22 protein-coding genes and 3 tRNA genes are annotated in these 20,281 nt (G+C 71.5%); 8 read left to right on the top strand and 17 right to left on the bottom strand.

Going from position 1 to position 20,281, the window contains the following annotated elements; translation table 11 throughout:
- Positions 1-125 precede the first annotated feature (125 nt).
- Positions 126-476, bottom strand: a complete 351-nt coding sequence (locus tag IF83_RS0124595) for a metallopeptidase family protein (protein WP_030547706.1) — start codon at positions 474-476, stop codon at positions 126-128.
- Between the two features lie 157 nt (positions 477-633).
- Between IF83_RS0124595 and IF83_RS0124590 the strand changes: the two genes are divergently transcribed.
- The 4 genes from IF83_RS0124590 (at position 634) to IF83_RS0124575 (ending at position 2,657) form a co-directional block, all read left to right on the top strand.
- The gene (locus IF83_RS0124590) at positions 634-2,253 is read left to right on the top strand and encodes a metallophosphoesterase family protein (RefSeq protein ID WP_030547705.1); all 1,620 of its coding nucleotides are present in this window, start codon (positions 634-636) and stop codon (positions 2,251-2,253) included.
- Between the two features lie 108 nt (positions 2,254-2,361).
- Positions 2,362-2,434 (top strand) — tRNA-Glu (locus IF83_RS0124585).
- Between the two features lie 51 nt (positions 2,435-2,485).
- A tRNA-Asp gene (locus IF83_RS0124580) sits at positions 2,486-2,560 on the top strand.
- Between the two features lie 20 nt (positions 2,561-2,580).
- Positions 2,581-2,657, top strand: a tRNA-Phe gene (locus tag IF83_RS0124575).
- A gap of 89 nt (positions 2,658-2,746) precedes the next feature.
- Here IF83_RS0124575 and IF83_RS0124570 read toward each other — a convergent pair.
- The 11 genes from IF83_RS0124570 to IF83_RS0124520 form a co-directional block, all read right to left on the bottom strand.
- Positions 2,747-3,949: a site-specific integrase gene (locus IF83_RS0124570; RefSeq protein ID WP_030547704.1), complete on the bottom strand. Its 1,203-nt coding sequence runs from the start codon at positions 3,947-3,949 to the stop codon at positions 2,747-2,749.
- Complete coding sequence (locus IF83_RS0124565) at positions 3,949-4,146, bottom strand: helix-turn-helix domain-containing protein (protein WP_030547703.1); 198 nt, start codon at positions 4,144-4,146, stop codon at positions 3,949-3,951. The genes IF83_RS0124570 and IF83_RS0124565 overlap by 1 nt, the downstream gene beginning before the upstream one ends.
- 448 nt (positions 4,147-4,594) lie before the next feature.
- Positions 4,595-6,073 (bottom strand): hypothetical protein, encoded by a 1,479-nt coding sequence (locus tag IF83_RS0124560; protein ID WP_030547702.1) that lies wholly within the window; start codon positions 6,071-6,073, stop codon positions 4,595-4,597.
- A gap of 2 nt (positions 6,074-6,075) precedes the next feature.
- Entirely contained in the window at positions 6,076-6,942 is an 867-nt protein-coding gene (locus tag IF83_RS0124555) for a bifunctional DNA primase/polymerase (RefSeq protein ID WP_030547700.1), read from the bottom strand.
- Positions 6,943-7,030: 88 nt separating this feature from the next.
- Positions 7,031-7,486, bottom strand: a complete 456-nt coding sequence (locus IF83_RS0124550; protein WP_030547698.1) for a hypothetical protein — start codon at positions 7,484-7,486, stop codon at positions 7,031-7,033.
- 203 nt (positions 7,487-7,689) lie between these two features.
- Positions 7,690-9,819: a cell division protein FtsK gene (locus IF83_RS0124545; RefSeq protein WP_030547696.1), complete on the bottom strand. Its 2,130-nt coding sequence runs from the start codon at positions 9,817-9,819 to the stop codon at positions 7,690-7,692.
- A gap of 110 nt (positions 9,820-9,929) precedes the next feature.
- Positions 9,930-10,487, bottom strand: a complete 558-nt coding sequence (locus tag IF83_RS0124540) for a hypothetical protein (RefSeq protein WP_244177192.1) — start codon at positions 10,485-10,487, stop codon at positions 9,930-9,932.
- A gap of 39 nt (positions 10,488-10,526) precedes the next feature.
- Positions 10,527-10,865, bottom strand: coding sequence for an RRQRL motif-containing zinc-binding protein (locus IF83_RS0124535; RefSeq protein ID WP_030547692.1), 339 nt, complete (start codon positions 10,863-10,865; stop codon positions 10,527-10,529).
- Positions 10,865-11,728 carry a hypothetical protein gene (locus IF83_RS0124530; RefSeq protein WP_030547690.1) on the bottom strand — a complete coding sequence of 288 codons (864 nt, stop codon included), beginning with the start codon at positions 11,726-11,728 and terminating at the stop codon, positions 10,865-10,867. The genes IF83_RS0124535 and IF83_RS0124530 overlap by 1 nt, the downstream gene beginning before the upstream one ends.
- Complete coding sequence (locus IF83_RS0124525) at positions 11,725-11,997, bottom strand: DUF6284 family protein (protein WP_030547688.1); 273 nt, start codon at positions 11,995-11,997, stop codon at positions 11,725-11,727. Before IF83_RS0124525 ends, IF83_RS0124530 begins: the two co-directional genes overlap by 4 nt.
- Positions 11,998-12,086: 89 nt before the next feature.
- On the bottom strand, positions 12,087-12,545 hold the full coding sequence (locus IF83_RS0124520; RefSeq protein WP_030547687.1) for a hypothetical protein: 459 nt from the start codon (positions 12,543-12,545) through the stop codon (positions 12,087-12,089).
- Between the two features lie 415 nt (positions 12,546-12,960).
- Between IF83_RS0124520 and IF83_RS0124515 the strand changes: the two genes are divergently transcribed.
- From IF83_RS0124515 to IF83_RS0124505, 4 genes are all read left to right on the top strand, one after another.
- Complete coding sequence (locus IF83_RS0124515) at positions 12,961-13,728, top strand: GntR family transcriptional regulator (RefSeq protein ID WP_037681191.1); 768 nt, start codon at positions 12,961-12,963, stop codon at positions 13,726-13,728.
- Entirely contained in the window at positions 13,721-14,290 is a 570-nt protein-coding gene (locus IF83_RS0124510; protein ID WP_030547683.1) for a GNAT family N-acetyltransferase, read from the top strand. Before IF83_RS0124515 ends, IF83_RS0124510 begins: the two co-directional genes overlap by 8 nt.
- A 259-nt stretch (positions 14,291-14,549) precedes the next feature.
- The gene (locus tag IF83_RS33865; protein ID WP_158711102.1) at positions 14,550-14,699 is read left to right on the top strand and encodes a hypothetical protein; all 150 of its coding nucleotides are present in this window, start codon (positions 14,550-14,552) and stop codon (positions 14,697-14,699) included.
- 505 nt (positions 14,700-15,204) lie between these two features.
- A complete protein-coding gene (locus IF83_RS0124505) occupies positions 15,205-15,843 on the top strand; it encodes a hypothetical protein (protein ID WP_030547681.1) in 639 nt (212 codons plus the stop codon).
- Positions 15,844-15,949: 106 nt separating this feature from the next.
- Here the strand turns inward: IF83_RS0124505 and IF83_RS0124500 are convergent, their stop codons facing one another.
- The 5 genes from IF83_RS0124500 to IF83_RS0124475 all read right to left on the bottom strand — a co-directional run bounded on the left by IF83_RS0124500 (position 15,950) and on the right by IF83_RS0124475 (position 20,112).
- Positions 15,950-16,555 carry a DUF1349 domain-containing protein gene (locus IF83_RS0124500; RefSeq protein ID WP_051723315.1) on the bottom strand — a complete coding sequence of 202 codons (606 nt, stop codon included), beginning with the start codon at positions 16,553-16,555 and terminating at the stop codon, positions 15,950-15,952.
- A gap of 237 nt (positions 16,556-16,792) precedes the next feature.
- Positions 16,793-17,689 (bottom strand): cytochrome c biogenesis CcdA family protein, encoded by an 897-nt coding sequence (locus tag IF83_RS0124495; RefSeq protein WP_030547677.1) that lies wholly within the window; start codon positions 17,687-17,689, stop codon positions 16,793-16,795.
- The gene (locus tag IF83_RS0124490; protein WP_037681190.1) at positions 17,686-18,474 is read right to left on the bottom strand and encodes a DsbA family protein; all 789 of its coding nucleotides are present in this window, start codon (positions 18,472-18,474) and stop codon (positions 17,686-17,688) included. Before IF83_RS0124490 ends, IF83_RS0124495 begins: the two co-directional genes overlap by 4 nt.
- A 365-nt stretch (positions 18,475-18,839) precedes the next feature.
- A complete protein-coding gene (locus IF83_RS0124485) occupies positions 18,840-19,430 on the bottom strand; it encodes a hypothetical protein (RefSeq protein ID WP_244177191.1) in 591 nt (196 codons plus the stop codon).
- A 163-nt stretch (positions 19,431-19,593) separates the two neighbouring features.
- Positions 19,594-20,112, bottom strand: a complete 519-nt coding sequence (locus IF83_RS0124475; RefSeq protein WP_030547671.1) for a hypothetical protein — start codon at positions 20,110-20,112, stop codon at positions 19,594-19,596.
- Between the last annotated feature and the right edge of the window lie 169 nt (positions 20,113-20,281).

Here is a 20,281-nt window from a genome sequence, read left to right as displayed (position 1 = left end):
ACGCGCGCCCGCCGCGCCTCCGGCGCCGGCCGGCTCCCCGGACGACGGCGGGGGCTCCGCCCGGCCCCGCCCGCCCCGCTCTCCCGGCGCGCCGGCCGGACCGTCCGGCTCCGCGCCCTTCCCGCTCATCCGTAGCCCAGGGCGTGCAGCCGCTCGTCGTCGATGCCGAAGTGGTGGGCGATCTCGTGGACGACCGTCACCTCGGTCTCCTCGACGACCTCCTCCCGGCTCCCGCACATCCGGAGCGTCGGCCCCCGGTAGATGGTGATCCGGTCCGGCAGCACGCCCGCGTACCACTCGCCCCGCTCCGTCAGCGGAGTCCCCTCATAGATGCCGAGGAGTTCCGGGTCCTCGGCGGGCGGCTCGTCCTCGACGAACACCGCCACGTTGTCCATGAGCCGCGTCAGCTCGGGCGGGATGCGGTCCAGCGCCTCGGCGACCAGTTCCTCGAACTCCTCACGCGTCATCTCCAGCACGCCGCCATTCTGCGCCACGCCCGGCTCCCCCCGCCGCCGCGCGGCCGGGAACGGCGGCCGGTGACGCCGCCGGGAGCGGCGGGCGGGGGAACGAACCGGCGTCCGCGCCGGTTGACTTCCTCGCATAGCGATCACCGCGGAAGGGCATACGGCAGCAATGGCACGCGAACCACTCCGCCGCCGCTTCCGTCTGCCCTCCCTCCCGGGCCGGAGCGGCGGTCTCCCCTCGAAGGCGCCGGCGGTGCGCCCGCTCGGCCACACACCGCGTCCGTACGCCCGTGCCATCGGACTGGTGTCCGTCGTACTGATCGGCGCGTGGCTGGGCCTGCTGGTGGTCGGCAGCGTGCAGACGCCGGTGGGGCCCATGGACACCAAGATGGCGCTGCGCCCGTCGGTCTCGGGCGGCACGAAGATCAACGTGTCTCCGCTCGGCGCCCTCGAACTCGACAGCCACCACGCGCCCCTCCGCCTCGACGTGGACGTCGACCAGCTGAACCCCGAGCGCTCCCAGGCCCTGGTCAACCACCCGGAGCGGATCGCCGGACTGCAGGAGGAGATCGCCGACGACGTGGCCGCCGGCACCATCGACCTGGGCGTTCGGTCGGTCGTCGCCGTGGTGTCCGGTGCCACGCTGCTCGGCCTGGCCGTCTACCGGCGCCCGCGGCGCGCGCTGGCGGCGGGCGGTCTGGCGCTGGCGCTGCTGGTCGCGTCGGGCGCCGCCGCGTACGCCACCTGGAATCCGAAGTCCGTCCTGGAGCCGAAGTTCTCCGGGCTGCTGAGCAGCGCGCCCAGCGTGGTGGGCAACGCCCGCAGCATCGTCAGCGACTTCGACATCTACCAGCAGGAGCTGGCCCGTCTCGTCACCAACGTCACCCAGCTCTACGACGCCACGGCGAACCTGCCCACGTACCAGCCGGACCCGACGACCATGCGCGTGCTGCACGTCTCGGACATCCATCTCAACCCGGCGGCCTGGCACATCATCGAGTCGCTGGTCAAGCAGTACGACATCGACGTGATCATCGACTCGGGCGACACCATGGACCACGGCACCACGGCCGAGAACGGCTTCCTCGACCCGATCAGCGATCTGGGCGCCCCCTACATCTGGGTGCGGGGCAATCACGACTCGGCGGCGACGCAGGAGTACCTCAAGGACCTCGAGAACGTCCGGGTCCTCGACGACGGCAAGTCCGTCAGCGTCTCCGGTCTGCGGATCGCGGGCATCGGCGACCCGCAGTTCACCCCGGACCGCTCGGTGCAGCCGGTCGGCGACGACTCGGAGCGGGCGGCGGGCCGCAGGCTGGCGGCGGCGATGAACCGGCAGCGGGCCCAGGGGCACCCGGTCGACATCGCGGTGGCGCACAACCCGATGGCGGCCCGCGAGACGGCGGGGGCCGTCCCGCTGGTCCTGGCCGGGCACACCCACAACCGCAAGACGCATGAGCTGGACGGCGGGACACGGCTGATGGTCCAGGGTTCGACCGGCGGCGACGGGCTCCGCGCGGTGGAGGGCGACGAGCCCGCCGATGTCCAGGCCTCCGTGCTCTACCTGGACCGGGAGAGCCGGGAGCTGCAGGCGTGGGACGAGATCACGCTCGGTGGTCTCGGCCTGTCGACGGCCGAGGTGAGCCGCAGGCTGCCGGACGAGAAGACTCCGGGTGAGGGGGCCTCGCCGTCGTCCTCGCCTTCGTCGTCCTCGCCTTCGTCGCCGTCGCCTCCGTCCGCCGGACCGGGCTCCGGTACGGCTTCCCCACCCGCCCGCCGGACGCCGTGACGCCCCGCCCGCGAGGGCACAGCAAACCGTTTTGGCGATCCCTCCCCGCATCCCATATGCTTCTCACGTCCCCGACGGTGCCGGAAGGCGCTGCAGGCGGGCCATTCAGCCCTCATCGTCTAGTGGCCCAGGACGCCGCCCTTTCAAGGCGGTAGCACGGGTTCGAATCCCGTTGGGGGCACGCATCACCATGTGCGAGACTGGAGAACGCCGCCAGTGCTCGCACGAGCTTGGTCCTGTGGAGCAGTTTGGAGTGCTCGCCACCCTGTCAAGGTGGAGGCCGCGGGTTCAAATCCCGTCAGGACCGCTGCAACCGCGAGGTTGCGTGGCTGGGTAGCTCAGTTGGTACGAGCGTCCGCCTGAAAAGCGGAAGGTCGCCGGTTCGACCCCGGCCCCAGCCACCACCGCCCTCACCAGGGCTTGAACCCCTCCCCGAAGCAATCGGGGAGGGGTTCTTTCGTGTCGCGTACGCCAACCCGTACGCCAACGGCTCTCAGGACAGGGTGTCCCCAAGCTTCCGGAGAGCCTTCCGCTGCTCGTCGAGTGAGGCATGGGCGTAGACCTTCATCGTCACGCCGATGTCGCTGTGTCCGACGATCTGCCGGACGATGTGCGGCGGCACCCCCAGGTCGAGCAGCAGCGAGACAGCCGAGTGCCGCAGGTCGTGAAACCTGATCTCCAGCCCCAGCCGCTTCCGGAGCGGGTCCCAGCTCCGTCGGAGGTTGTCCGGCTCCAGCGGTGTGCCGATACGGGACGTGAAGATCAGTCCGTGTTCCTTCCATCCCATGCCGGCCGCCGCCCGCTCCTGCGCTTGACGCTCGCAGTGCTCTCCCAGCGCCTTCACGACGAGCGGCGGGAGAGGGACCGTACGGACCGACGCCAGGGTCTTGGGCCGGACCAACCGGAGCTCCCCGCCGACGCGCTGTAGCGCGCGCTCGATGGTCAGCGTCTCGCGGTCGAAGTCCACCGCATCCCAGCGGAGCCCCAGCAGCTCACCCCGACGCATCCCCAGGACCAGGGCGAGCACGTAGAGGGCGTGCAACCGGTCCTCTACCGACTCTCGGAGCAGCAGCCGGGCGTCCGCCACGCTGAGTCCCTTCCCGGTGTCGTACGACGGTGTGGGGACCTGTACGAGCTGGGCGACGTTCCGCACGATCAGCTCTTCCCGGACGGCGTTCTGCAGCGCGTTCCGCAGGACGGCGTGAATGGACTGCACCATGCGGCGGGACAGCAGGGTCATGCAGCACTCCCCAGCCGCGCAGCACTGCGGCTCCGGTCGTTCCTTGTCCCATCCGTGCTTGCAGCACTGGCACTCGGCCGCGAGACGAGCGAGCCACGTCCGCACCTCGGCGGCCCGCAAGGTGCGGATCTTTTTCCGTCCCAGCCCGGGCACGAGGTGGACCCGCACGACGCTCTCGTAGCCCTGGTAGGTCTTCGGCCGCCGGTGGACCTTGACCACGGTGGCAAGCCAGTAGGTCAGGTACTCCTCAAGCCTCATGTTCGTGTCCGGCACAGGGATGCCCTTGTTCTCCTGTGACTGGAGTTCGGTGATCTTCTCGCGCACCTCGTCTCGCGTCTTGCCGTAGACGGAGACCCGCTTGCGGATGCCGCTGGTCGTGGTCACGTACACGCGGCCGTGGTACGTGCCGTCTTTGCGGATGGTGATACTGCCTTCGCCGTTGGCGCGCTTGGCCATCAGGCGGCCTCCCCTAGTTGGTTCTGCATGAAGGTGTGGAGCGCATCGGCGGGAATCCGGCGGGACCGACCGATGGTGAAACTCGGGAGCTGTTTGGAACGGATGAGGTCGTAGACCTTGAAGCGGCTCAGTCGCAGTGCCGCCATGACTTCCGGCACGGTCAATGCCTGGTGGGTGGTGGGCAGGGTGGGGCTCACTTCTGCCTCCATGGGCGTCTGGGGTCCCGGCTTCTGTCCGAGGTGCGGATTTCTGCGTCACCCGCGTCACCTGCGTCATCCATGCCTCTGACCAGCGGATTTAAGGTGACGCAGAGTCCGCAGGGTGCGTCACCGGTGACGCGGTCCTCCGTCATTGGGTGACGCAGGTGACGCAGGTGACGCGGGGTGACGCAGGAATCGGCTTTCTGCGTCACCCGGCTTTCGGCAGGTCACCGGCCGTTTTCGGGGCGTGGGTGACGCAGGTGACGCAGCGCCTCTCTACTTAGGACAAAGAGGGGGTGGTTTCTGTCGTGGTGCGCGGCTCAGAGCGTGAAGAAGGAGCCGCTTCGCGGCGCGACCACCACAGGGCGGCGCCGCCGCCGAACAGCAAGAGGAGCACGCCTGGCCGGTGGTGCTCCTCTTGCTTGTCCGGCGTGGTGCCGCGCGGTCAGAAGGCCGCTTCCTGCTCGGACGCCAGCGGCGCGGCGGCCGGCCGCGCGATCTCGATATAGCGGGATGCCTTGGTGCGTCCCCAGTCGATGAGGACGCCCCGGGCGGCGAGGGTGGGCTGTAGGCGCTTGAGGCGGTCGGAGAGCACCTTGCCGGTGGTCGGCCACCCTTTGGGCAGGGGACGGCACTCCTCGCCCGTGTAAAGGCCCGTGAGGCAGTGCAGCCATTCGGCGGACGTCATGCGCTGCTCGGTCCCCGGCTCGATGCCGGCGGCGTGCTTGAGCACGGTCTGCGCCAACAGGTCGCCCTCAATGACGTCGTCGTTGAGGTCGTCCAGGCTGGCCCGGTAGGCGGCGAGAGCTCCCAGGCCGGTTGCGGCGTCGAGCTGCGCGCACAGGTGCGCGAAGTCGGCCATGCGCAGGTCCGTCGGGATGTCCGCCTCCGCTGCCCGCACCTGCACGGTGAGGTCCAGGAGCGAGCCGAGGATGACGGGCAGCACCTCTGCGAAGTCCGACCACAGTTCCGCCTCGGTGCGCCGGACCCGAGGGCGTTCCAGGCGGAGCGGCAGGAGCCGTTCGGCGAGGTCGGGTCGGATCACTCCGACGTCGATTCCGGTCAGGAGCAGCGGGCGGCGGTAGCCGATGCGGAAGACGTCCCCGTCGGTGAACAGCGCGCGCTTGACGTTCTCCGCCCCGGTCACGATGCAGCACATCGCATCCGACAGCTCCGGGGTCATGTGGCTCAGGTTGTCCAGGGCCGTGACCCATCCGGCCGCCACCGCCGTGATCAGGTTCTCCTCATCCTTCGGCGCCCGGCGCAGATCCCCGGTCATGCCCTCGATGATCCGCACCAGCATCCGCCCACCGGTGGACTTGCCCGCACCCTGCGGGCCGGTGAGGAACGGCGCCGGGACGGGGACCGTCGGCCCGAGGCAGCCGATGAGCCAGGCGATGGCCAGGCACTCGGTCTCCGCTGTGGCGAAGTTGCACAGCCGCATCAGCAGATCGATGCCCTTGCCGTTGGTGTCCTTGGCCGGCAGGGGCAGTTCCCCGGTGAGCTGGGTGCGACGCCAGCAGACTTCCTGCGGGTCCGGGGTGTGGATGTCCCATCCGGTGGGGTGGATACGCACGGACTGCCCGTCGCTGCGGCCCAGGTCCAGCCACGTGGCCCCGTCGTACCCGGGGGCGACGCGGATGTGTACGGGCTGGACGTCCTCGGTCAGTGCCAACGCTTCGATCAGGTCGAGCGCCTCCTTCATCGCGGTGCCGTTGAACACGCCCACTCCGTCGCGGAAGAGACCGACCATGAGTTCCTGGCGGTGGCTGCCGGTCGTGCCCTGGGAACGGATCGGGCGGGCCACAGGGTGCCCGTTGCGCTGTGCGTAGACGGTCCCGTCGGCGGTGCGGAAGTACCGGAAGTGCGCTTGCGCGTAGTCGGTGATGATCTCGCGGGCGGGGGTCTTGTCGTCGTCGGACATGGTCACAGTCCCAACGTGGTGCGGGCGTTGGTCCACGCATCCGCGCAGTGCCGGGGCGATTCGCCCTTGGCCTGCGCGGCGGTGAACAGTCGGGCGATGTGGGTGTCGGTGAGGCAGCCGCACCGGCCGTGCCGGGACAGCACGGCCAGGAACGTCCGGTACACCGTGGCGTGCACCGCGCTCCGGGCCTCGGTGATGCGCTGCTCTGCCATGCCGATCCCGCGTTCCAGGTAGGTGGGTGTGCGGTGCGGGCACTGCCCACCACCGACCGGCGCCGCCACGGCGACGGCGGCCCGGGCGGGCCGGGCCGTCGAGGGGCGGGGGGTGGCCAGCGCGCGGACAGCCGTGGGCAGTGCCGCGATGCTTCCGTGCCCGGGGCCGCGCCAGCGGGCGTAGGCCATGCGGGATTTGAGGTCCACGCCGGGCCGGACGCGGTTGGCCGATGGCAGGGTGCCCCGGTAGATCCAGTGTTCTCCGCGCGTGGTGGCCACGGTCCGGGTGGGCGGCAGGTGGGCGCGGGCCCAGGTGACGGCGTCGGCGTTGTCGAGGTCGAGCACCGTGAGCCCGGCTCCGCCGGGGTGGTAGGCGACGGCCGCCGCCTCCGCCCATGCCGTCTGCCAGGGCCGGGAGGTGAGGATGCCGGGGTCGGTTGTGGCGGCGGCCCAAGCGTGGCAGGGACGCGGGCAGGCGCACGGCCCGGGGGTCTTCATGTTCGGCCGGCCGCCGCACCGGTTGCCGGTGCAGGAGCGGCAGTTGCCGAACGGCACCTTCCCGGCCCGTAGCGGCAGCACCGGCAGCCCGCTGCCTGCCAGGCGCAGCGCGGTTCGCAGGTGGTCCGGTACTCGCCGGACGGGAACAGGTTGGGTCATGCTGGGTGTCTCCAGTTCCTTGAGGGGTTCTGGCTGGCAAGGGCGGCCCCGGTTCTTTGGCGAGATGCGGGGGCCGCCCTTGGCGTAGCTAGCTGTGGAAGTGGTTGCGCTTGATCACGGCCCGGCGGATGTTGACCGTGGTTCCGTCGCCGTGGCGGCCGGGGCCGAGGACCCGTACGGCGATGGCGCCGCCGAAGATGACGGCGGCCAGGGTGATGAGCTGGGTGACGAGCGCGGCCAGGGCGGTGATGAAGGTGGTGAGCATCAGCAGCCCGCCGCAGACCGCGAGGAAGCCGACGCCGCCGAGGGCGACGTTCACCGCCGCGCGGGAGACGGCCGGCGCCGGGGCTGCCGGTTCGGGCCGGGTGGGTTCGACGGCGTAGCCGGTGACGACGCGGCCGTCGGGCAGGACCACGCTCGCCACGGCCGGGACCACGCCCGGCTGCACCGGGAGAACGGGTGCCGGGGCGGGGGTGATGGGGGTGGGTTGGTGGACTTCCACGGCCCGCAGTGCGGGCGGGCGGTGGGTGTGCTCGGGGTTCATGCGGAATCCCTTCTGGTGTGTGGTCAGGGAGGCGGAGACACCCCCTGCGGGGGTGCCTGTGGAGGGTGTTTCAGGGGTCTGACCTGGGTGCCTCCCTAACTCCCTGAGCGATCGTCTGTGCTGGTCAGGGCCAGGGATGCGGGTCAGGGAGGGGGTTAGGGAGTTCTCCCTGCCTCCCTGACCCGTGCGGGGTTCCGCTCCCTCTACTTCTCGGCGGAAGCGGAACCGTCTTCGTCGCGGTTGGCGAGGGCGCGGGCGACGCGGTCGCGGCCGACGACCATCCGCCCGTCGGACTTGTAGGGCTCGGCTCCGGTGCCCTCCAAGACGCGCTTGAGGTCCACGAACGACCAGCCGCCGTAGGCGTCGGAGTTCAGCGCGTCCAGCCGCTTGAGCACGTCCTGCGTGAGCACCCGCGGGGCGTCCCCAACCGCCGCCGCGATGTCCGCGAGCGGGTCACGCTCCTCGCCCCGGTCGATGGCGCGGAGCGTGGTCACGCCGTCCCGGCGGGCCTTGGCGCGGGTGGCGATCTCCTTTGCGTCGTCGGTGCTGATGTAGTGGGTGCGGACCGTGACCGAGGACTGGCCGGCGGGGATCTCGATTCCGTCGGAGGCGACGACCACGGTTCCCTTGTCCAGCCCGGGGCGGAGCAGGTTCGGCGCGGCCCCGCCGTCGACGGCCTTGTCTCCCAGCGCCATGCGGGCCTGCGACTCCGTGCCCAGTGCGAGCGAGGCGCGGGTGTGGGCGCCTTCGCGCACGAGCTTGGGAAGGTTCTGGTCGGTGGGGTCCTGGGTGCCCTGCCACAGCAGCACGTTGACCGCCCGCCCCTGGTTGTGAACCTTCCGGGCCGCCATGAAGTACCGGGAGGTGGCCTTGCTGCCGCCGTAGGGGCGCTTGTCCTCATCGACCAGCGGGCACATGAACGCCACCTGTGCCTCATCGACCAGCAGGATCAGCGGCGGGAACGCGGTGCCGGGCGGCGCTTGCAGACGGCGCTCCATCTCGGACACACCGCCTTCCAGCATCTCGGTTGCCTCGATCACGTGCTCATCGGTCGGGCCCTGGATGAGCACGGTGGCCAGGCCGTCGAACATCGCCCAGTCACCCGCGCCCTTGAGGTCGGCAACGCGGAACTCAACCGTGCGGTCGAGAGAAAGCCACAGGGCGAGCGCCCGCAGGGCGGCGGTCTTGCCCTGGTTGGACAGGCCGGTGATGAGCAGGTGCCGCTGGTAGAGGCTCAGCGCTGCGGCGTCGCCGCGCAGGTCCTGGCCCCACGGGGCACGGCCCTTGGCGTAGTCGGCGGTCATCGTGTCGTCGGTGACCAGCGGGGACGGGCCGATCGGCTCGTCCAGCGCCCCACTGTCGGCGATCCACAGCCGCACCGTGCGGGCGGCCGGCGGAATGGTGATGAACACCTCGTGCTCGTGCCGGGTCAGGTTCTCCGCGAGCTTGCGCCGCCGCTTCTGCACCTCATCCGTCGACACCCCGGAAGGAAGCTGCACGTCGACTTCCACACCGCACCCGGCGATGGTGATCGGACCGAGCATGGACGCGCCCGCGTCGCCCATCTCCTTGATGGCGTTGCGCAGCGCAGGCACTCCCAGGTCCCGCAGGGCCTTGACGACGATGGACGGGGTGATCGGCTCCCCGTCGCCGTTACGGACCCGCTCCGGCAGAGCCCAGTTCGGGGCGGCCTGCTGGTGGCGGCCGACGGCCCACAGGCCCAGCAGGGCCAGGAACGGGCCGAGGGTGACCACCGGCCCCCACACCACGGTCACGATGACAATGAGCAGGTGGATGAGGTCGACCACCGCCATCAGCGGCGTCACCACATCACCGGGGTTCTTGGTGGCCACGGCCAGGACGACACCGAGGGCGACCAGGGCGCCGATGCCCATGCCGGTGCCGACGGCGGCGCTCTTGGCGGCGTCGACGGGGGCGGTGAGCAGGTCCATCCGGCGGCGGTGCCGGGCGTCGCGGAAGCGCTGCCCGCGCTCCTCCCATTCGGCGGCCACCTCGTAGTTGCCCGCGGCTTCCGCCGCCCGCAGCATCCGCTCATAGCGGGCCGCCGTGCGCGCGTCCCACGCCCGGCGGGCCACGATCCGGGCCCCGCCCACCGTGTAGAGGCCGTGCCGGGCGACCGCGCGGGCGGCGGTCGTTGTGCGCTCGTGGGTGGCGGCCTGCTTCACCGCTCGCCCGGAACGGACCCACAGCGGCGCGGGCGGCGCCGGGGCGGGGTCGGGCACCACGGTCAGCCGCAGCGGCCCACCACCGTCCGGCCCGTCGCTGGGGTTGGGGTTGGGGTCTTTATGGAGGTGAACGACGTTGTCGCTCATGCTGGAAGTCTCCTGACTGCCCCCGAAGCAGGGGGCGGGATGAAAGGGCCCGGGGCGGCCGGTATCCGTAGCAGGGACGGCCGCCCCGAGCACTCGGTGATGAAGGTGAGTCAGGCCGCGGCTGCTGCGGCGGTGGCGCCGGGGATGAGTTGGTCGGCCAGGTGCTCGCACCCGTACGCCTCCATCTCGTCCTGCTTGAGCAGGCGGACGTACTCGCGGGCCTGGCGTCCGGTCTGCCGCTCGATGCCGAGGGCGTCCCGCAGGTCGCGCACGATCCGCTCGCGCACGCCCCGGCGGCCGAACTGGACGGCATGCACCAGCTCGTGCACGACCGTCACGGCGAACGCGCCCGGACTGGGGTGCTTGTCGGCGTCGATGAGGACCAGCACCCCGCCGTCAGGCTTGGGGATGGCGCGGGCCTGGCACTCACGGGCCATGCGCCGCGACTGCCGCACCGCCCGGTTCAGCGCGCGGCGGTCGGCGTGGCCGGCCAGGGCGATGTCGGCGGCGGCCATCAGGTCGACCATGCCGCGTTCGGTGGTCAGCACCACCTCCACGTCCGGCATCCGCCCGGGTACCGCGCGGTTGACCAGGCGTACCGCCTGCTCGGTGAGGCGGCGGGCGGTGCGCAGGGTGGAGCCGTACCCGGGCAGCTTGTGCGTGCTCACACTCGTCTTCACAACGTCTCCGAGAAGGTGGGCCGCCGCTCAGGCGGCGGTGGTGTGGTCGGGGAAGGCGCAGGTGTTGCACGTCCCGAGGGCGGCGGGGATGACGTATCCGGCATCCCTGCGGCACTGCGGGCAGGTGCGGCGTGCGCGGTTGGCCGCATCCAGGGCCGCCGCCCGCCCCGGGGTCATGGGGCGGACGGGCTTGGCGGCGTCGATGCGGTAGAGGTAGGCGACCAGCGGCCCCCGCCGTCGACGAGGGCGTTCGAGCTGGGCGGCCACGTCCTGACCGCCGGGCCGCAAGCCCAAGGCGCGGAGCTGTCGGCGGGTGGCGTATCCGTCCGGGGCCAGGCGCCACCGGAAGACCGGCAGCGCCCCCATCACGCGGCCACGCGCTTCCACGCGGCTCGCAACCGGACCTCAGAGGCCGAGTGGCCGGCCGCGCGGAAGCGGGCGGCCATCTCCCGGTAGGACAGGGCCGGGGATTCGCTGTGGCGGATCTGGTCCACCAGCGTGCCCAGGGCCTCATCGGTGAGCGCGGGCCCCGCATCCAGCGGGAGCGCGGCCACCGGCTCCGTCGGGCCCCACACCGGGAGCTCCCATCGGGGTGTGACGCCGGGTGTGACGCACCGCGTCACGCTGGTCAGCGCCCGGCCGGTGTCCTCACCGTCCCGGGCCGTCTCCAGCGTCGACCACGCCCGCGACAGCTCCTGAGCGGTCTTCGCCTGCACCCGCGCTACACGCGCCCCCGCCTCGGTCACGGCGGTCAGCCGCGTCTCCTCGGTGGCGGCTTCCGCCCGCAGCCGGGCGCGGGAAACGGCCGCCTCATCGCGTGCTTCCTGCTGGATACCGCGGATCGCCCCGAGGGCGGCCGGGGTGAGCGCGGTGCGCTCCCACAGGCCGTGCACCAGCCACAGCGCTTTGGCCGCGATCGGCAGCCAGGCCACCGCCAGCCACGCGCCGGCCGACTCCTCAGCGGTGAGCGCGTGCGCCACCAGGACCCCGGCCGCGATCAGGCCGAAGGACCAGCCGACGGCGGTCACCGCCCGGCTGTGGTCGCCCTGCGCGGCGAGACGGCGCTCATAGGCCAGGGTGGCCAGCCATCCGCCGTCGATGCCCAGACCGACGACCAGGGCGACGGGCCACGGCACCGCAGTGCCGAGCCACATCACCACCACCGCGAGGGTGAGGACCATGGACACGGCCGTCATCGCCACGGCGGGCAGAACGGTCTTGGCGTTCACGCCGCACCCCCGGCGGTGCCGGTCGTGTGGTTGGTCAGGGCCCGGCGGGCGGCGAGCACGCGGCGGCGGGCCCGGCGGATGCGCCGGGCGTCCAGCTCGCAGGGGATGTGGTCCAGGGCGGTGATCTGCGCGTCCAGCAGCTCGACCTCCGCCAGGATCAGCGGAAGCTCCTGCTCGATCGCGTCCAGTTCCGCGCCGGTCGGCTCCGGCTCGGCCAGCCTGGAAGGGGTGGCGGTAACAACCGCCTGACGTGCACCGATGTACTGCATGGGTCGTGGTGTCCTCTCGTAGGGGTAAAACGGCCCGAACAGCGGCCCCGGTGTTCCAGCACCGGGGCCGCGCGCCGTCGAAGGAGTGGTCAGGTCAGGTAGGCGCCCGCGACGTTCACGAAGTCGTCGTGCGCGCTCAGAGCGGCCCGGCGCATGGACTGGAGCCCGGCCACATCGGCCGCGTCCCGCATCCGGTAGGTGGCTTCCGTCGCTTCCACGGCCGCCGCCCGCACCGCCTCGTCAGCGATGAGGAGGCGGAGGCGAACGGCGGGGTCGGTGATGGCGCTGCGGGTGCGGTGCGCTTCATCGCGCAGCTCCTCGATGCGAGCGGCCGGGGCGCCGGTCAGTTCGGCGTTGCGGCGGTTCCACATCGAGCGGCGGTGGTCGGAGACGGCGACGGCCAGGGCCGTCACGGCGTCCATTCGGTCCCGGCGCAACTGCTCGCCTCGGGCGTCGGCCCGGTCGCTGCGGGCCGCGCGGTGTTGCAGCAGGCCGGAGACGAGCGCGCCGGCCAGAGTGCCGAGAACGGCAATCACGGTGGTCAACATGGGTCCCCCTCGGGGTGGTTGGGAAGTTCCGGCTCCCCTCGACCCCGCCCGTACGACCACCAGGGCCGGACGGGCGGAGGAGGCAACCGGCCGCCGCGCACCGAGGCGCGGCGGAGAGGTCGAAATCGCGCTGTACTTCACGCGGGGTCGGAACCCGCGTGGCCGCCTACTTGGCCGAGGAGAGGCGGCGTGATCCCCATGGAGTTGTCAAAGAACTGGCGCTTCCTTCGAACCCGTTTCACGGGGCCCTCCGGGCGCTGGGTACGGCTAGCCGCCCCACCGTGGCACTGCTGGACCTTGTGGCCCTGCTGGTACCAACCAGTTGCTCAGCATGCTGCACCCCGGAACTGGGGGGCGTCAAGGACTTTGGCTCAACTTGTTGGGACCAGTTGCCCCAGTGGGGCAGGATGGACGCATGACTACTGCTTCGCGCCCCCTGTACGCGCAACTGGCCGACACACTCAGGGCGAAGATCGCCGCTGGTGAGTACGAGCCGGGCAGCAAGCTGCCGAGTGAACGTGCGCTCTGCGAGACCTACTCGGCGTCACGCAACACGGTCCGCCTAGGCCTACAGCGGCTCGTCGCAGAGGGCCTGATCGTGGCCAGTCAGGGGCGCGGCTACACGGTGCGCCGGCCGGATGTCCTGGTCTACAACGCTTCCCGCTCCGAGGACCACGACCGCCGTATCTCGGCAGGCGTGGACGCATGGGTCCAGGACATCCGGGAGCAGGGGCGGAACCCCAGTCAGCGAATCTCCGTGAGCATCGAGCGAGCGGAACCGCACATCGCCAGTCGGCTCGAACTTGAGCCGGACGCACTCGTGCTCGTGCGTCGGCGACTCCGCTTCGTGGACGACCAACCGTGGTCTTCGGAAGACTCGTACTACGCGTACGAGGTGGTGAAGGGCACGCCGATCGCGGAGCCGGGCGACATTCAGCAAGGCGTCATCGCCTACATGGCCTCCATGGGATACGTCCAGACCCGTTACGTCGATGACGTCACAGCGGCCATGCCGAACCCGGAGCAGGTGAACGAACTTCAGCTAGAACCGGGCGTTCCTCTCCTCATCCGCACCCGCACCGGGTACACCGATGACGAGAAGCCCGTACGCGTCACGGTCACCGCCATGCCGACCGACCGCAACGTGCTCCGTTACGAGCTGGGAGGCCCCAAGCGTGGTTGAGAGCATCATCGTTCGGCCGGCGGAGCCATCCGAGGTAGAGACGATCGCCTCCATGTGGCGCGAGGCGTCGCAGTGGCTCAAGGCGCAGGGGTCGGACCAGTGGCAGTACCCGCCGGACACGGACAAGATCTCGCGCGACGTGAGGCAGGGGACCGCGTACATCGCTCACAGAGGTGAGACCTACCTCGGCACGATCACCCTTGATGAGTCCGCGGACCCCGAGTTCTGGACTGACGAAGACAAGCCGAACGATGCTCTCTACGGCCACCGAATCATCGTGCTTCCGGCCGCTCACGGGGAACGTGTCGGCAGCGCCCTACTCGACTGGGCATCGGTCAAAGCCCGTGAGGTCGGCAAGCACTGGTTCCGCGTGGACGCCTGGAAGACGAACGAGAAGCTTGGTCAGTACTACGAACGTTGCGGATTCCAGCACGTCCGGACGGTGGACCTGCCACACCGCCGGTCCGGAGCCCTCTACCAGCGCACGGCCGGGCTCGTCACCGGTGACGGGCCGCCGGTAGTGCAGGTGGAAAGGGGCGGAAACGCCGAACTTGTCCTGTGACCAACACCACGGGTCGGAGACAGGAGCAGCGTGCAGCCACCAGCTTTTCCACCACATGCGCCGTCACCTAGCTGTGGGTTGTGGTTACGCCGTGCAGCCGACCCTTCAACGGGGCCTAGACTGAGGCATGTTCGACGGTCTCGGGCCGTAGCCCCGAGACCGGCCTGACACCTCACACAAGCCGGTGTGCCTCCGACCGGGTGTCCACTACTCAGTGGGCGCCTTGGCGGATGCACGACTGGCCAAGAAGAGGTGATGCATGTCCGACCCTGAAAGCATCGAGGGTCGGCAGGATCGTGGAAGGTTGAGCAAGCTCGTCGAGGCTGTTGCGATGGCGCTGAGCGTCAGTTTTGCAACAGAGATCGGCACGAGACTCGGCCAAGCAGTGGCGAAGGTACTCAGCCTGTAGCCGCAGAGCGGCCCTGGGGGGCAACCCAGGGCCGTACTCAACACGGTCCTACCGATTGGCGCCCTGTCGTTCCTAACCCGGCGGCAGGGCGCCGCTTGTTGTGCACTCACACTGGCCGCGAGATACGACCTCGCATACGTATTGCGTACGCAATGCCTTTCCAGAGTAGCGCCTTCCGGGTCGTACGACCTACCTCCCAGCGGGACGACTTGCTGCCAGACGGCCCGCCGTGCCAGAGAAGCTCGTACGCCAACCCATACGCCAACAGCAGCGCACAACCCCAGTCAGCCGAGGGTGCCAGCACGCCCCGCGATCAGCTTGCCCCCGGCCCAGACACGGCCTGAAAAGCGGAAGGTCGCCGGTTCGACCCCGGCCCCAGCCACAACCGCCCACCAGGGCGAAGCCCCCGCCGAGATCATTCGGCGGGGGCTTCTTCGTGCCGTTCCGACGGCAGTGTGACGGGCAGTGCCCGCACCCGAGCACACGGATGATCTAGGTTGTGTCGATGCAGCCCTCTCCGTCGCCGCGGATACCGGCGAACGAGCTCCGGCCCGGCCGTCACTGGTACGCAACGGCGGCCGCGATCTCCGTCCTGCTGATCGTGCTGGGCGTGGCCCTCGGAATGCACGGGTTCAAGAACGTGGTCAACGCGGTGGATACGGACAACCAGTTCGCCAACGGCGACACCGTCACCCTGCGGCTCGATCCGGAACACGAGAAGGCGATCTGGATCAGGGGTCGGGGTCCGTCATCCGCCCAGGCGTGCGACATCACCGGTCCGGGCGACCCCGGTCTCACCGGTCCGGGAATCGACCTGTTCCTCACCCGCGACGAGACCTGGAACCCGCTGTACACCATCGACGTGCCGCGGGCAGGCGACTACAAGGTCACCTGCTCCTCTCAAGGAGGGCCGTCCCGGTACGCCATCGGGGACCCCGGGGGCTTCGTCACGTTCGGAGGCCGGCTGGTACTGGCCATCCTTCTCCCGGTGCTCGGCATCGGCGTCGGCGCCGCCATCGCCCTCGTCACCGCTTTCCGCCGCAGAGGCCATCGCAAGCGGCTGCTCGCCGAACGCCACGGCTCCGGTGGCAGCCATCCCGCACAGCCCGCCATGAGCCCCGGTGCCGGTCCCGACCATCAGTGAAGCGGTGCCGGCGGCCCGGACTTCGGCAGCGCCTTCGACACGGCCGCAAGGCCCCGACGGCCCTCGGGTTCGAGGGTGCCGTCGGGGCCTTCGCCGTTCCCGGGCGTTACGCCGTCCCGTGCAGGTCCGTGTCCGCCGGGCTCGTGGTGAAACCGGTGAACCGTACGGTGAGCCCCTCGCGCTCCGGTGAGCAGCAGAAGGGGCCCGCCGTCGCCACGGCCTCCGGGGGCAGGGGCACCAGCCGGAACATCCGCCACGGACCGCCGGCGGACCGGGCGCGCAGCGTCAGGGCGTCGCCCGCGCGGCTGGCCCGGACGGTGACCGGCTTGCCCGCCCACTCCGGCACCGGCGACTGCGACCAGTCCGATACCTCGCGGGTCACGACGGCGCCCAGATGCGGGGCGCCGTCGGTGTACTCGATCCCCGCCTTGACCCAGTTCGTCTCGTCGACGCGGATCATCAGTCCGGCCTGGTCGTACAGGTGGGTGAAGTCGGCTTCGAAGGTCACTTCGATCGCCCCGCCCTGGGGGAACTCCGTCAGCAGGGCGTGGCCGTCGTCGCGGATGTAGCCGTAGCTCGTGCGGCGCCAGAAGTCGCTGCGGGCCCCCGTGGTCACGACGAGCGCGCCCGTGCCGTCCGGGGCCGCCTGCGGCGGGTGGTTGAGCCACCGCGCTTCGTCCCAGGCCACGGTCCGGTGATGTGTGTCCGCCACCGTCTCTCCTTGTCTGTGCCGGCTGCCCCGCCGTGCGCCATCCTGTCGGACCTGCCGGGCCGGGGCCATGGAAACGGCCCCGCGCTGCGGACGGACGGTGCGGGACGGGGCCTGCGGGGCCCCGTGCGGCACGGCGGGGCCCGCGGAGGGAGTTCCTCCGCGGGCCCGTCGTGCGGCGGCGTCCGCCGGCGTCGCGGCCGCCTGGTCATACGGCCGCCCCGGCGTCGCGGCCGCCCGTCAGCGCCGGCCGTCGGCGGGCGCCTTCCCCGGGGACGTGGACGGCGTCCCCTCCGCACCGGCCGGATCGTCGTCCGCGCCGCGCCGTCCCCGCCGTACGGCGAGCAGCGCGATGCCCGCGCCCGCCGCCGCCAGCAGGCCGAGCAGCGCCCAGTCCGGTACGGCCGCGCCCACTCGCTGGGCCCAGCGCTCCGCCTCGAACGAGCCGTCCACACTGAGCAGTCCGGGCAGTGCCGTCGTGCCGTCGAACACCAGGAACATCGTGCCGAGTGCGATGAAGAACAGCCCGGAGAGCAGCGACGTGGTGTGCAGCTCCAGCCGGCCCACGCGGATGGTACGCCCGCGCAGCCAGCCCTTCCGCCCCAGTTCGAAGCGGTCCCAGAGCAGGGCCAGGACGAACAGCGGTACGGCCATGCCCAGCGCGTACGCCGCGAGCAGCACGCCTCCGTAGACGGGGTTGCCGCTCACCGCGGCGACCGTCAGCACACTGCCGAGGATCGGGCCCGCGCAGAAGCCCGCCAGGCCGTAGACCGTGCCGAGGGCGTAGACCTTCGCGGCGCTCGTCGGGCGGATGCGGCCGGACGCCTCCTGGAGGCGGCGCGAGGCGAAGCCCAGTCCGAGGATCTGCGCGACGCCCAGCGCGATGATCAGCCAGCCGCTGAGGGCGACGAGCAGATCGCGGTGCCCGTAGAACAGGCGTCCCGCGTACGAGCCGCCGACGCCGAGCGGCACCAGGGTCGTCGCCAGGCCCAAGTAGAAGATGCCGGTACGGGCGACGAGGCGCGAGGTGCTGTCGATCGAATAGGCGAAGAACGCGGGCAGCAGCAGCGCGCTGCACGGGCTGAGCAGCGCCAGCAATCCGCCGAGGAAGGCCGCGAGATAGCCGATGTCGGTCACTTGTCCGAGCCCTCGGTCTCCGCCTGCTTCGCCGCCGCCTCAATGGCCTCGGCGAAGACCTCCGTCGGCTGCGCTCCGGCGATCGGCTTGCCGTTGACCAGGAAGGACGGCGTGCTGGTGGCCCCGATGCCGTAGGCCTCCTCCTGGTCCTTCTCCACCGACTGCTTGGCCGCGTAGCTCTCCATGTCGGTGTGGAAGCGGTCCATGTCCTTGACGCCGGCCTTCTTGGCGATCGCGTCGAGGCGCTCCTTCGAGTAGCCCTTCTTCATGTTGTCCTCTTCCGAGAACGCCACCTCGTGGAACTGCCAGAAGCGGCCCTGCTGCCCGGCCGCCCAGCTCGCGTAGGCCGCCTGCGCGGAGTCCTCGCCGAAGACCACGAGGTTGCGCCACTCGATGCGCAGCACGCCCTTGTCGACGTAACGCTTCACCAGTTCGGGCTCGGTGTCGCGCGCGAACTTGCCGCAGAAGGGGCACTTGAAGTCGGCGTATTCGATCAGGACGACGGGGGCGTCCGCGCGGCCCATCGCCAGCTTGTCGTCCTTGTCGCGGCGGGCGAGCTCCGCGAGCTGGGCGTAGGTGTCGGCGTTGGGGTCGGCCGAGCCCTCGCCGGGCGTCTCGACCGTCACGGCCGGGGTGTCGTCGGACGAACCACCGCCCGTCGCGAAAGCCGAGAGGACGCCGAGCACCAGGGCGGCGACCAGCACCACGGCGCCGATCACGATGCCGCGGTTCTTGCGGCCGGCCGGGGAGGGGCCGGGGGTGGACTTGTTGCCGTTGGAGGCCATGGAGATCTCTCCTGGGGAGCGGCACGGCGCCGGCCCACGTCAGTGGCGTGGCCTGTGCGCGTACGTGCCTGGGATGAAGGGACGAGGGGGTGAAGGGGACGGGGAAGAAGGACGAGGGGGCGAGCGGCGAGCGGCGAGGCAACCCGCGGAGGCCCGGCCGATGCGCGCGAGCCCTGCGGGACGGGCGCGCTCCCGGGCGGGAGCCGGACGCAGCCGGACGAACGGCACCGACGGACGGTGCGGCCGGCCCGGTCGGCGCGCGGTTCGCGCCGTCGCGGTGCGCCCCAAGTGCGCCCCGCCTGCGGCGCCGTGCCGTACGCCCTGTCGCTCTGTCGCCCTGTCGTGCGTCCTGCGACCGGGTCCGGTCAGCCGAGCGGGGTGTCCCGCGTGTCCGGTGCGGCTGCCGTGCCCGGCATCCCGGACGCTGCCGCCGCTCCCACGGGGACGGCGCCCGGCACCGACCCGCAGGCGACCTCGCCCGCCAGCCGCTGCGCGGTCGCCACGGCCAGCAGCACGACCGAGGCGACGGCCAGCACCGGCTGGACCGGCGCCCAGACCGTCATCGCCCCGGAGGTCCCGAGCAGCAGCAGGACGACCTTGTTGCACACAGGGCAGCCGACGGCAAGGAACGACAGCAGCCCGCCGGCCGTGCCCAGCCGGCGGCGCCGGCGCTCCCGTCCGTCCGGCTCCGGCGGCTCGCTCCCGCGTTCGGCACCGATGCGTACGTAGGTCGCGAGCAGCAGACCGCCGAGGACGGCGGTGACGGCGAGCACCGGGTAGGCCCACCAGGTGGTCGGCACGGTCCGGCCGAAGACGGGATTCGGGATGACGGCGGTGGGCAGGCCGGCCGCCAGCGCGGTCAGCACGGCCGCGGCCAGGGCGGCGCCCCAGCGGGCGGGCGGCCAGAGGGCGGGGGCGCGCAGCGCCAGCCGCACGGTGGTTCGGGGGTCCTTCACGGTCTTCTCCTGTCCGGGGACGGCGGATGCCGGGGATACGGAGACCGGTGCGGAAGCCGTGCGCGGGGCGCGCGGCGGAAGACGGCCCGGAGCACGCGGCGAGCGCGCGGCGGGAGGCCCTGGCGCGGTGGCGCTACGGGCGGTCGGCACCGGCCGGCGGCATCTAGACCCGCAGCAGGACCGACAGCGTCACAGGAGTGGCGGGGGAGGTCGTCGGACCGCGGGCGTCGGGCAGCCCGCGGAGCGCCTCGGCTCCGTCCCCCTCGGCGTACGCGAGGCGCGCGCCCAGGGCGGGGCACTGGTCGTGGGCGGAGACGGTGCTCGCCGGCACGGCGGGGTCGGTACCCCGGTCCTGCGGACGCTTGCAGTGCGGCGAACCGTCGTCGTCCGACGCCCACGACAGCGGTGTCCCGGCCCGGTCGGCACTCCCGGGCACCGTGAGCGCCCGCCCGGACGGCTGTTCGGCCCCGGACCCGTCACCCCCCGGCTTCTCCGCCGCCGCGGAGCCCTGGTCCGCCACCGGGAAGCCGTGCGCCACGGCTGCGACGCCGGTACCGCCCGTCGCGACGGCGGGTGCCGCCCGGCCCGGCAGGCAGAACAGCGCCACGAGAACGGCCATCAGCGCACCGGCGACCGCGCCGGCCGCGAAGCGGCGGCTGTGCGCGGTGGGGCTGCTGATCACAGGGGGCCTTCCGGAGGGGTGGACTCCAGGCATCGTAACCTCCGGCCGGCGCGACGGGACGGACGGATGGATGGATGGACCGGAGCCCATCCCGTCCGGACCCGGCGACCAGCACGGACACGGACACGGGCGCCGAACCCCCCACCGCCACCGGCCGGGACCCCCGGCA

It is taken from the genome of Streptomyces albus subsp. albus (assembly GCF_000719865.1).
Lineage (GTDB): Bacteria > Actinomycetota > Actinomycetes > Streptomycetales > Streptomycetaceae > Streptomyces > Streptomyces albus_E.
This window is presented reverse-complemented; position numbering and strand designations above follow the sequence as displayed.

Excerpts from the sequence above, each read along its gene's own strand:
- IF83_RS0124545 (WP_030547696.1), bottom strand. The coding sequence starts at position 9,819 with ATGAGCGACAACGTCGTTCACCTCCATAAAGACCCCAACCCCAACCCC.
- IF83_RS0124550 (WP_030547698.1), bottom strand. The coding sequence starts at position 7,486 with ATGAACCCCGAGCACACCCACCGCCCGCCCGCACTGCGGGCCGTGGAA.
- IF83_RS0124515 (WP_037681191.1), top strand. The coding sequence starts at position 12,961 with ATGACTACTGCTTCGCGCCCCCTGTACGCGCAACTGGCCGACACACTC.
- IF83_RS0124590 (WP_030547705.1), top strand. The coding sequence starts at position 634 with ATGGCACGCGAACCACTCCGCCGCCGCTTCCGTCTGCCCTCCCTCCCG.
- IF83_RS0124525 (WP_030547688.1), bottom strand. The coding sequence starts at position 11,997 with ATGCAGTACATCGGTGCACGTCAGGCGGTTGTTACCGCCACCCCTTCC.
- IF83_RS0124560 (WP_030547702.1), bottom strand. The coding sequence starts at position 6,073 with ATGTCCGACGACGACAAGACCCCCGCCCGCGAGATCATCACCGACTAC.
- IF83_RS0124555 (WP_030547700.1), bottom strand. The coding sequence starts at position 6,942 with ATGACCCAACCTGTTCCCGTCCGGCGAGTACCGGACCACCTGCGAACC.
- IF83_RS0124505 (WP_030547681.1), top strand. The coding sequence starts at position 15,205 with ATGCAGCCCTCTCCGTCGCCGCGGATACCGGCGAACGAGCTCCGGCCC.
- IF83_RS0124570 (WP_030547704.1), bottom strand. The coding sequence starts at position 3,949 with ATGGCCAAGCGCGCCAACGGCGAAGGCAGTATCACCATCCGCAAAGAC.
- IF83_RS0124490 (WP_037681190.1), bottom strand. The coding sequence starts at position 18,474 with ATGGCCTCCAACGGCAACAAGTCCACCCCCGGCCCCTCCCCGGCCGGC.
- IF83_RS0124535 (WP_030547692.1), bottom strand. The coding sequence starts at position 10,865 with ATGGGGGCGCTGCCGGTCTTCCGGTGGCGCCTGGCCCCGGACGGATAC.
- IF83_RS33865 (WP_158711102.1), top strand. The coding sequence starts at position 14,550 with ATGTCCGACCCTGAAAGCATCGAGGGTCGGCAGGATCGTGGAAGGTTG.
- IF83_RS0124520 (WP_030547687.1), bottom strand. The coding sequence starts at position 12,545 with ATGTTGACCACCGTGATTGCCGTTCTCGGCACTCTGGCCGGCGCGCTC.